12 protein-coding genes and 2 rRNA genes are annotated in these 11,129 nt (G+C 37.8%); 11 read left to right on the forward strand and 3 right to left on the reverse strand.

The genetic code is table 11. The features are described from left to right. Window positions 1–130 precede the first annotated feature (130 nt). The 7 genes from KAS42_03105 to KAS42_03135 all read left to right on the forward strand — a co-directional run bounded on the left by KAS42_03105 (window position 131) and on the right by KAS42_03135 (window position 6,656). Complete coding sequence (locus tag KAS42_03105) at window positions 131–1,552, forward strand: diguanylate cyclase (GenBank protein ID MCK4905218.1); 1,422 nt, start codon at window positions 131–133, stop codon at window positions 1,550–1,552. A 353-nt stretch (window positions 1,553–1,905) separates the two neighbouring features. Continuing rightward, window positions 1,906–3,726, forward strand: a complete 1,821-nt coding sequence (locus KAS42_03110; protein ID MCK4905219.1) for an ABC-F family ATP-binding cassette domain-containing protein — start codon at window positions 1,906–1,908, stop codon at window positions 3,724–3,726. A gap of 224 nt (window positions 3,727–3,950) precedes the next feature. Beyond that, window positions 3,951–4,121 (forward strand): hypothetical protein, encoded by a 171-nt coding sequence (locus tag KAS42_03115; protein MCK4905220.1) that lies wholly within the window; start codon window positions 3,951–3,953, stop codon window positions 4,119–4,121. Between the two features lie 251 nt (window positions 4,122–4,372). Beyond that, window positions 4,373–4,633, forward strand: a complete 261-nt coding sequence (locus KAS42_03120; GenBank protein MCK4905221.1) for a type II toxin-antitoxin system HicB family antitoxin — start codon at window positions 4,373–4,375, stop codon at window positions 4,631–4,633. 14 nt (window positions 4,634–4,647) lie between these two features. After that, the gene (locus tag KAS42_03125; protein ID MCK4905222.1) at window positions 4,648–4,866 is read left to right on the forward strand and encodes a type II toxin-antitoxin system HicA family toxin; all 219 of its coding nucleotides are present in this window, start codon (window positions 4,648–4,650) and stop codon (window positions 4,864–4,866) included. A gap of 3 nt (window positions 4,867–4,869) precedes the next feature. Further along, window positions 4,870–5,910, forward strand: a complete 1,041-nt coding sequence (locus KAS42_03130; GenBank protein ID MCK4905223.1) for a TIGR00730 family Rossman fold protein — start codon at window positions 4,870–4,872, stop codon at window positions 5,908–5,910. Window positions 5,911–6,107: 197 nt separating this feature from the next. Further along, window positions 6,108–6,656 (forward strand): zf-TFIIB domain-containing protein, encoded by a 549-nt coding sequence (locus tag KAS42_03135; GenBank protein MCK4905224.1) that lies wholly within the window; start codon window positions 6,108–6,110, stop codon window positions 6,654–6,656. Between the two features lie 124 nt (window positions 6,657–6,780). Here the strand turns inward: KAS42_03135 and KAS42_03140 are convergent, their stop codons facing one another. Beyond that, complete coding sequence (locus KAS42_03140) at window positions 6,781–7,194, reverse strand: glycine zipper 2TM domain-containing protein (GenBank protein ID MCK4905225.1); 414 nt, start codon at window positions 7,192–7,194, stop codon at window positions 6,781–6,783. A gap of 704 nt (window positions 7,195–7,898) precedes the next feature. Between KAS42_03140 and KAS42_03145 the strand changes: the two genes are divergently transcribed. From KAS42_03145 to KAS42_03160, 4 genes are read left to right on the forward strand one after another with little or no spacing between them, the layout of a single operon-like run. Beyond that, a complete protein-coding gene (locus KAS42_03145) occupies window positions 7,899–8,039 on the forward strand; it encodes a hypothetical protein (protein MCK4905226.1) in 141 nt (46 codons plus the stop codon). Between the two features lie 16 nt (window positions 8,040–8,055). After that, entirely contained in the window at window positions 8,056–9,498 is a 1,443-nt protein-coding gene (locus KAS42_03150; GenBank protein ID MCK4905227.1) for a hypothetical protein, read from the forward strand. Then, window positions 9,488–9,751, forward strand: coding sequence for a SemiSWEET transporter (locus KAS42_03155; GenBank protein ID MCK4905228.1), 264 nt, complete (start codon window positions 9,488–9,490; stop codon window positions 9,749–9,751). Before KAS42_03150 ends, KAS42_03155 begins: the two co-directional genes overlap by 11 nt. Window positions 9,752–9,781: 30 nt before the next feature. Continuing rightward, entirely contained in the window at window positions 9,782–10,381 is a 600-nt protein-coding gene (locus KAS42_03160; GenBank protein ID MCK4905229.1) for a SagB/ThcOx family dehydrogenase, read from the forward strand. Between the two features lie 199 nt (window positions 10,382–10,580). Here KAS42_03160 and rrf read toward each other — a convergent pair. Both rrf and KAS42_03170 read right to left on the reverse strand, forming a co-directional pair. Continuing rightward, a 5S ribosomal RNA gene (gene rrf, locus KAS42_03165) occupies window positions 10,581–10,698 on the reverse strand. Window positions 10,699–10,759: 61 nt separating this feature from the next. Beyond that, window positions 10,760–11,129: ribosomal RNA gene (locus KAS42_03170) — 23S ribosomal RNA — on the reverse strand; the annotation flags it as partial.

An 11,129-nucleotide genomic window follows, 5' to 3' on the forward strand; every position in this document is an offset into this window, starting at 1 on the left:
CCAATATGTTATGGACTCTTACAAGTTCTTGAATTGACACAAGCTATTTGGTAAAATGCCCCCTCTTTAATATTATCGGGACGCTGGTTACATAACATTTCATACCATACCAATAATAGGGGACAAGATTATGGCAAAAATGAATCTCCTTGTAGGCAGTAAAAATATTTTTCAGAACAAAAACTGTGCAGGTTTCTGTCTGCCTTTACTTACAGAAAGGACACCGTTAAGGTCTTTGTTTTATTTCTTGAATAGCATCGTCATAGACTATTTCTTGCATATCAAACGCATCCTTAGGAAAGTAACCCCCAATAGGATAACGTCGCTATACAATAAAAAGGTTTTAGTTGAATGGTTCGTTGCCGTAAAAGAAAAATCTATGAGATTTATCTCTTCTATAAAATTCCGCATGGTTTTCATTATCTCATCTTTTTTTGCTCTGATATGTATAAGACTTATGGCGCAAGCGTTCGGTTTTTCTCTGGGATACCTCTACCTTACATTAATATGCCTTTCAGGATTTTGGTTCGGGTTTAGAGGAGGCGTTATAACCGCAACAATATCATCGCTTATTTTCCTTGCCGAAATATCCATATTCACAGACTGGCCGTTAAGAGACGTTGTTATAAATAGCTTTTTGTTGAGGGTCTGTTCCTTTTATGTTGGCGGGCTTGTAATGGCATACTTTTCAAAGATTGAAAGGTGTTTAAGACAGATGCAGGTGCTGGCCCATTACGACGAACTTACCGGATGCGCCAATTACAGGTGGTTAATGAAAATTCTGGATAATGAAATCAACCGATGCAAGCGTTATGACAAAGAGATGACTATCGTAATGATAGACTTAGATCATTTCAAAAATGTCAACGATGAATATGGGCATATAATCGGAAATCTAGTTCTTAAGTCTTTTGCGGATGTGGTGAAAAAAAACATAAGAAACATTGACATAGTTGGAAGATATGGCGGAGAGGAATTTCTTATAATCTTGCCTGAGGCAAACAATAACGATGCTAAAATGGTTCTTGATAGGGTAAGAGACAATCTTTGTAGGGGGATACAACTTTCTGGTAGTAAGGAGAGACTGGGGGTGTCCCTGCGTTTCAGCGCGGGGATTTCTTCTTTTCCTTTAAATGGAAAAACAGCGGAAGAGCTTATTGATGTCTCTGATAGGGCGTTATATCAGGCAAAGCGGTTAGGCCGAGACAAAATTATCGCAGAAAGGAGACGCTGGATTAGAGTAAAGCCGGCTCCGGGCCTCAAAATTAAACTCGTAAAGGATAAAAAGGAAGTAGCAGAAGTTGTTGATATCCTGAATATATCCTCGCACGGTATGCTGCTGGCGTTTTCTGAAGATGTAAAAGGTCATGATATTATCTGCAGAATATATTTTTCAGAGGATGAACAGCCATTATTAGAGTTGAAATGCGAGATAGTGTATAAGGATAAGACCGATAAAGGACTTTATTTGGTTGGAGTATATTTTGAGGAATTGCCAAAGCATGTCGAAGAGAAGATTCTAATCCACACGGATAAAGGGGATTATCCCTAATTTTTCATTAGACCTTTTCTTCAATTGATAGGAAAGTCTGTCCTTTAGGATTAGAAAAATCAGGGATTACCTCGTAAAACCGGCATATCCTCGCCGGATTTGCCGAACGACCCTTTTGGGGCAAATTTTGCAATAGCAAAATTTGGGATTAGGATTAAGAAATCAACAGATGCTCTATTTCAACAAAGTTCCCGCAAGGGGACAACACACTATTAATTATATCTTGTCATTCAACTACCACCCTATAAAATCCTTTTACATTTTTTTGCTTTTCATTCGTCATCTTTTAATTTAGGGCGGGATAATTTACTCTATGAGATAGATATGATATTTGCACAGTACAGGAGAAAATTTTGAAAACATTATTGCAGCTTAAAAATATTCATAAAGCCTACAGGTTACAAGTCATTTTTGATGATGTGAGTTTTACTATTTCTGAAAATCAGAAAATAGGCGTTATCGGACGAAATGGCTCGGGTAAGTCAACATTATGCAAGATAATAACAGGCCACGAAGAACAAGATAGCGGGACTGTCCAAAAAAGCGCTATATTTCGTTTGGCTTATTTGGAACAACACGACCCCTACAAACTTGACGAAACCGTAGTAGATTTCCTTGTGCGATATACAGAAAAAGAGCCGTGGCAATGCGCGAAAATAGCTGCGCGTTTTCAGATTACAAACGAAATGCTTTCTGAAAAAATAGGCGTTCTTTCGGGCGGTTATAGAACGCGTGTAAAACTTGCTTCAATGCTACTTCGTGATCCCAACCTTCTTATACTTGATGAACCTACAAATTATCTTGACCTTAGAACACTGATTTTATTAGAAGAATTTTTGAAGAATTTCCGCGGAGGTTTTCTCATCGTTTCCCATGACAGAGAGTTTCTTATAAAAACCTGTAAAGAAACTCTTGAGATTGAAAATGGTAAATGTACTTTGTATCCCAGAAATGTTGAAGAGTTTTTGGTCTATAAAGAAGAACAGCGTCGCCTAAAAGAATGCTACAACAAGAAAATTACCGCCAAGAAAAAACAATTACAGACATTTATAGACCGCTTTGGCGCAAAAAACACAAAAGCCAGTCAAGCCCAATCCTTTAAGAAGAAAATGGCAAAAATGAAAACCATAGATGTTGGTCATCAACTTGACAATGTGCATATTAAAATCCCTAACGTTGAAGCAAGTAATTTAATGGCATTTAACTGCGATGAACTCACAATCGGCTATCCTGATCATCAAGTGGCAAGTTCCATCAATATGCAGTTTAAACGAGGCTCTCATATTGCTGTCTTAGGCGATAACGGACAGGGCAAGACAACATTCATGCGCACAATTGCCGGCGACCTGGAAGCAAAATCCGGCAGTTATAAATGGGGAAGCAACTTAAAAATAGGTTATTATGCCCAACATATTCTTCTATCACTTAATCCGAAGGATGATGTGTATACTCATCTTTCAAATAAGGCTCAAAACTTTGCATCCCATCAGGCTATTTTGAATCTGGCGGGTAGTTTTCTCTTTAAAGGTGACGATGTGCAGAAAAAAGTTTCCGTATTAAGCGGAGGCGAAAAAGCACGATTATGTCTTGCAGGATTACTTTTATCCAAAAGCGATGTGCTTCTTTTGGATGAACCTACCAACCATCTTGATTTCGAGACTGCTGAATCACTCGGCAAAGCTTTAAAAAAATTTCACGGAACAATTATATTTATCAGTCATGACCGTACTTTTGTCAATATGCTGGCAACCGAAATAGTTGAAGTAAAAGACGGCTCAATTCTTAGTTATCCGGGTAATTATGAAGATTATGTTTATAGAATAGAAACAAGATTCCATAATGAATTAAGCGCAGAAAAAAATACAAAACGCAAATCTAAATCCGCAAATACTCATAATAAACCCGACCGCAAAATACTAAAACGCCTTAGGCTTGAAATTGGAAAGCTTAATTCCAGAATAAAAGAAACCCAAACACGCTTTGAAGGTCATAAAAAAGAATGGGAAGAAATCCGCGACATATTTATGAATGATTCCTCAAGCTGGTCAATTGACCGTAACCTGCGTTACGAACATCTTGGTAAAGTTATTAAAGAAGAAGAAGACCTTTGGCTGGAATTGATGGAACAACTGGATGCTATAGATAAGAAGATAGAGAAATTAAAAAGTCCTTGAGTTTTAAATTTAAAACTCAAGGAGTCCGAACTCCGACGTAATGTCGGAGCATCGGATCCGAAGAGATAAATAAAAAAATAGGTAGTTTTACGAACTAATTTTTAAAAAGATAAATCTCTCATTATCCAAACTTAATAAAATTACATATTTGAAATCTCTCTGTGAAAACTCTATAATTCGGTGTTTTCTAATCTGTGTAATCATTATCCTAAAAAGGAGATAATATGTCAGACGAACAAAGTGGTGGCTGTGGATGTGGTTCTGCTTCTCGCGAAATGCACAAAGCGGTTTGCGCAGAATGCAAACAAGAATGCGAAGTACCTTTTAAACCCAAAGATGACCGTCCTATATATTGCAAAGAGTGTTTTGCGAAACGAAAAGGCGGCGGTCAGTAAAGGATTAGACATTTCAATTAATACCTGCGGAAATTCCTATCTCTTAGCGGATTTCTGCAGGTATTTTCAAAACCCCTTAATAGCGTAGAATATTTCCCCTCGCGTGAATCTCAAATAAAAAAGAGAGGCATTACCTTGGAACGAAACTCTTTGGATAACCTCTTATCGTGATTCGATGCAAATATTACAATATCAGAAATGACTTATCTACTAATTGACTTTACTTTCCGCGAATGATAAATTGGACAGATATGGTGAGGAAAACATTTAAACAAACAGTTCATCAATATACAGCAATCTTCGAACCGGATGAGGAAAAAGGCGGATACACGGTTACTATTCCTTCTTTGCCCGGCCGTATCTCGGAAGGTGATACTTTTGAAGAGGCATTAGAAAATATTCAGGAAGCAGCCAGCTTATATTTAGAAGTTATGGGCAAGCACAAAGAAGAAATTCCTACAGAAGATAGAGGTGTGATTGTTTCGCCTATTCGTGTCCATGCAAAAGTTTAATCCAATCATAGATTATGTTTAAATTGCCCGCTTTAAAGCCAGAGCAAGTGATAAAGGCTTTGGAAAAAGCAGGTTTTCGTTTTATTCGCCAAAAAGGCAGTCATCGCATCTATATAAAAGATAATACTAGTATAACTATCCCTTATCATCGTAAAGATTTAAGAAAAGGAACCTTAAGACATATCATTAAACAATCATCTTTAACCGTGAAAGAATTTTTGGATTTGCTCTAAAATATGACTAAGACATATAGAGAATACGAAATTGGCGTTCAGACAACTGACGAATTGATATCCAAGCTCGCGAAACTATCTGCTTCTTCACCTGAAACCGAAGAACTTCTTCGCGAAATACTTACCACAGCAGTTAAGTTGGGATTAGAATCATCTGACAGAGGCGATTTCAAACTTATCAATACCGCGCTGAAAGAATTGCGTTATTCCTTTAAAATATTTACTCCCTATAGAAATGTAAAAAAAGTCATAATTTTTGGTTCTGCAAGGTCGGCTAATACATCGCCCGAATATAAAATGGCTGAAGAATTCTCAAGAAAAATATCCGCAAAGGGCTATATGATAGTAACCGGCGGTGGCGGTGGTGTTATGGAAGCAGGCAACAAAGGAGCAGGACATGGTAAAGAATTTGCATTAAATATCCGTTTGCCCTTTGAACAAAAACCTAATCCTTACATAGACGAAAAACAAAAACTTATAAACTTCAAATATTTCTTTACGAGAAAACTCATCTTCATAAAAGAAACTGATGCCACTACACTTTTTCCCGGCGGCTTTGGCACTAACGATGAAGGATTTGAAGCGCTCACATTAATCCAGACAGGCAAATCCAGACCAAGACCAATACTCCTAATGCAGCCCCAGGGCTCAACATATTGGACACAATGGAAAAAATTTCTAAACGACCAATTGGTCAAAACTGGTTTTATTAAAAAAGAAGATTTTAACCTTTTCAAAATTATTACAAATGTAGATGATGCGGTTAAATATATAGAAGATTTTTACAGAATATACCACTCCATACGCTATGCTTCAGGCCTTACAGTTCTGCGACTTAACAAAACTGTTTCCGACAAAACACTAAAACTTATAAACCAAAACTTCAAAGATATTTTAACCGGGGGAAGTATAGAACCTTCTTCACCTACCAAAGAAGAAATTAAGAAACAAGAATATTTAGACCTCCCACGTCTCGTTATGAAATTTAACCAGCACGATTATGGTCGGCTTCTTGAACTGATTAATGTTATTAATAAAGATTAGATTCTTTTGTTGTCATTCCTGCGAAAGCTTGCCTCGCCAATCTTTTTGGAGGGCAGGAATCCAATGATATTATTCCTTTGGATTTAGGGGAGAGGTGGTGGTATATTGAGATTGAATAAAAGTTTGATTTTTGATATTTATAAAAACGAATCCTATCAGAGATGCTGGTAAGAATATTTTAACCCAAGGAGGGAAATATGAAATGTCCGGATTGCCAAGGTGAGTTAAAACAAATTGATTGCAAGGGTATTATGATTGACGAATGTATTAAGTGTAAAGGCAAATGGTTTGATAGAGATGAACTACAAAAAGCAAAAGATAGAGCAGATGATGATTTAAGATGGCTTGACTTTGACCCTTTTGGAGAAGATGCGAAAAAATTAAGCACTTTTTCACAAGGAAAGATTTGCCCTAAATGTTTTGGAATAATGTTGGCTTTAAAATATATGGATTCCCAAGTTCTTATTGATAAATGCTCAGGTTGCAAAGGTGTTTGGTTGGAATCGGGCGAATTAGCAAAAATAATCCTATACTTGGAAAATAAGGTAAACACGAAAACAGAGAAGGAATATGTCAAAGATACGTTCAGGCAGTTTATAGAAATTTTTACCGGTCAGGAAGGGTTAATATCCGAAGTAAAAGATTTTCTGGTGGTGTTTTATCTTTTGCGATTAAGAATTGCTGTTGAACATCCCAATCTTGTCAAAGCTTCGGACAAAACATACGAAACCGTCCCGTGGTTGTAATACCAGATACTAGATACCAGAGATACTACCCGCCTGCTTGCGAAGTGGGCAGGCGGGTAGTATCTCTGGTAAACTCAATTTAGTTTTAAAAACCTCTCGAAATTTCTGTTAAAAAATTTCTAAGTTAATACATCGGAACTCTTTTAACTTCCTCGCTTACTACTATGCCGTCGCGGATAACCTGAGTCCTTACTAATTTATAGTCACCATTTTCGGTATATCCGTATGGTGTTGCCCTAATTATCTCCCGTGTGCCGTTATCCATTGTTCTCGTATACTGAACGGTCCTGTTCTCTTCTGCCGCTTCCTGCGCCGCCTGATCCCGTATACTGCCTATAGCGCCTCCTATAAGTGCGCCTGCCGCCGCTCCTACAACACCGCCACGCCAAGGATTGTCTTTATCTATAACAGCACCCGCAACACCACCGAGAATTGCGCCTATTCCCGCGCCTTCCCTCGTTTTTGTTGAAGTAGTAGCACAACCACTCATCAACATCCCAACAATTACAAGACATATTATAAATGCATTTCCTCTCATCTTTTTTACCTCCTCTTTACACACGTATTATAACTCCTCTGTCAAATCTTCCCCCCTACATTTCTCTTGAAATATAACAGGGGGGACTTCGCACTTTCCTAATTTCCCCCTAGAAATCTGCACCCTGAAATTTCGAAGAAATTTCGGGTACTTTAGTCCTGGGAATGCTCTGCATTCCTCAGGGAAAGATTTCAGGGACTTTGGTCCTGGAAATTCCTAGAATTTCTCAGGGTGGCAAAATCAGGAAAGTGCTTCGGGTAAATGGTCAAAAGGATTTTTTAGGGAAAGGTAACGGTAAGGAAGCCCGTATCGTTTAGCGGTAACGGTAACCTAAATTATTCATAAAAGAGAATAATTTACCCAAAGGGCCGCATAATTTAAACGCACAGTGTTTTAATTAAAGCCTGCGGGGTAGCCTCTTGAGGCTTACGGTTTAAAAGACGATAGACGTAACCTAAATACGAAACGGGCATCATAACCCCAACCAAATACCTATTCTTATCAGTTTGAAAATTCTTAATTAGGGGGATATAATGAGTTTTGGTATAGAAAAAATGACAAAAGAGAAAAACAAAAAAGCCGCAATCAAACGATTAACGGCTTTTTTTAACCTATCATCACCATTCGGTAACGATAGGGATGTAACTTCTACACTGTTTTAGACATTTGTCTTGGGAGAATAACAAGAAAACGGACTATTTAGTATGAAAAAATCTATTATAGTCAAAGAAAATCAGTATACTAAAGAAGAACTAAGAGCGATTGAATATCTTGCAAAAAAGAGAAAAGCAAAGGGAAAAAATTCAAATCTGAAAAAGAATTTTCAAACTATATTAGGGAGTTGACCAAATAGGAAATTTTATGAGTAGAATAAAGAAAGTATTGAAAGTGATAGGGATTATATTCGGCAGTTTAATCGCTCTGTTCATTGTGGTGCATATAATTCTGAACATTATATTCAGTATTCAGTTGAAAAATACAATTGCCGAATTAAAAGAGCAGGGCAGGCCTATGACTATTGCCGAAATCGTTCCTGCTCCTGTTCCTGATGAAGAGAATGCGGCAATACTATATAACAAGGCGTTTGTATTGATGACATCGGGCGAGGGAGGAATACCTTATATTCCCAACAAAGAGATGGGCACTAAAAATAATGTGATAAAAGCTATTGAAGAAGTTAAATCTTACTCTGATATATCAAAGTGGACTGATGAACAGAGAAAAGAAATCAGAGAACAGGTTAATTCTCGACAGTTGCAGGAAATTTACGCGCTTCTTGAAGAAGGTTCACGGAAACCTAAATGTAATTTCAATCTTGATTATGAAAAAGGAATTGACATGACATTGCCACATCTTTCACTGATGCGAGAGTCAGAGAGATTACTTTGCCTAAGAGCTTTACTTGAAGCGGAAGCAGGGAAAAATGCGCAGGCATTTGACACGCTTCTTGTCGGTTTGAAAATCTCTAACCATCTAAAAGATGAACCGATTCTGATTACACAATTGGTAAGGATTGAGTGTGACAGGATCATAATGGAATGTATCAAAAGTATATCGGACTTGATGGGTATTTCTGTTGAAAAAGCAAATTTAATAATGAATGAACTCTCTTTCCACCAAGGTATGGAGCCATTTATCAAATGTATGGATGGGGAAGGAGTTCTTTGGGGGGGTTGGGCATTTGAAAGGATACTTCGTGGCAAACCCAAAGGGTTAAAAGAGATAGATTTTAATAATACTCCAACGCCTTTATTAGTCATTAGAGCTTTTCTTGGTAAACCAATTTTCAAAAAAGATTATGTATGTTATCTTACATTGATGTCAAGAATGCAAGATTCTTATAATGTTGATTACTATGCGTATGAAAATCTTTCCAAAAGGAATCCGATAGACCTAGAGATAGAACAGTTGCCAAAATACTGTGTTCTTACCAGAATGCTTATCCCATCTTTGGATAAAACACGTGAGCATGCAGCAAGACATCAAGCGGATATCGATGTTTGCAGAACCGGGCTTGCTTTGAAAATATTTAAATTAAAAAATGTAAGTTATCCGGCGGATTTAAACGAGTTGGTGTCAGCGGGTTTATTAAGCGAAGTTCCTATTGACCCGTTCAGCGGAAAAAGTTTAGTATATTTCCGCCATATCGGCGGGTTCAAACTTTATAGTTTTGGTCCCAATATGCAGGATGATTTTGGAGCTAAAAGAACACACGAGAAAGATTCGCCTGCTTATGAGAATTATGATATTGTCTGGCAATCCCAAATACAACTTAAAAGGAGTGAATATATACATGGAAACTAATCAGTTGGGTTTTATTATAGGGTTGCTGGCGGCGGCATTGACCACCATATCTTTTTTGCCGCAGGTGTTGCAGGCGTTTAGGACAAAACATACCAAAGATATTTCTCTTGCCACTTTTTTGTTTTTATCTATCGGTATTATTTTATGGCTTATCTATGGTATTTTGATAGGAGAACTACCTATCATTTTAGCCAATTCGGTAACTTTGATTTTGTCTTTATCAATTCTTATAATGAAGATTAAATACGGATAATTTAAATGAATAAAAATTAAAGAGGAAATAATGGAACAGCAAAAAATAATTTATCTTCCACAACCTAAAATTAAAAGCGAAGTTTCTTTGGAAGAGGCGATTACAAAAAGGCGTTCAAAAAGAGATTTTTCAGATAAAGAGTTGAGTGTTAAAGAAATCTCTCAACTTTTGTGGGCGGCTCAGGGGATAACAGGAAAAAGTGGTGATTCAAGGTTGCGTGCAGTTCCTTCCGCAGGCGCGTTATATCCGCTCGAAATTTATCTTTTAAGCAAGTACGGTTTTTTTCATTATGTTCCCAATGGGCATACTTTAGAGATTTTGGGAAGTAAGGATCTAAGAATTAAGTTATCCTTCTCTTCATTAGGACAAACATCCGTAGAGCACGCGGCTGTTGATATTGTTATATGCGGGGTTTCGACAAGGATAACCGATAAATATGGGGGGCGTGGAATAACATATATGTATATTGAAGCAGGTCACGTTGCGCAGAATATTCAGTTGCAGGCGGTAGTTTTAGGTTTGGGTTCTGTTTCTATAGGCGCTTTTAATGATGAAGAGGTTGATAAGATATTAGATTTACCCGAAGGTTATCAGTCGCTTTACATTGTCCCCGTAGGTTATAAGAAATAAGTAGTTCTTCCAAAAATAATTCAAATGTTTTAGATTGCTTCGGTTGCTATTTCTCCCTCCCAATGACATTAATTGTTGGAGTAGGGGAGTGTTAGGAAAGTAAAAAGTCAAAACGAAAAACCAAAAGTCACCCCGAGAAATTCAAATCAAAGCGACTAAGGTTATTATTCTGCCTGGTAGGCAGAATAATAAAAAAAATGCCTCGCAACAACCAACTCTCCCATTCCATTGCAGGAATAGTACCATCGGCCTTTGGAGGCTTAACGGCCGTGTTCGAAATGGGAACGGGTGTTGCCCTCCGAAGTATGATCACGAGGCAAAAATTAATTAATAAAGACAAGTGTACTGGTTGATGAAAAAAAACAAGATATAAGAACTACAAAAAAATCGAACGGCAATTAGTATCAGTAGGCTGAAAATGTTACCACTCTTACACCACTGATCTATCAAACTCGTCATCTTCGAGTTGCCTTCAGGGATATCTAATCTTAGGGAGGGCTTCGCACTTAGATGCTTTCAGCGCTTATCCGCACCGAACGTAGCTACCCAGCAATGCTCTTGGCAGAACAACTGGTGCACCAGAGGTTCGGCTGTCCTGGTCCTCTCGTACTAAGGACAGATTCCTTCAAATATCCTACGCCTGTGGCAGATAAGGACCGACCTGTCTTACGACGGTCTAAACCCAGCTCGCGTACCGCTATTAATCGGCGGACAGCCGAACCCTTGGGAGCTTCTCCACCCCCAGGAT

This window comes from bacterium (assembly GCA_023135785.1).
Classification (GTDB): domain Bacteria; phylum CAIJMQ01; class CAIJMQ01; order CAIJMQ01; family CAIJMQ01; genus CAZNJA01.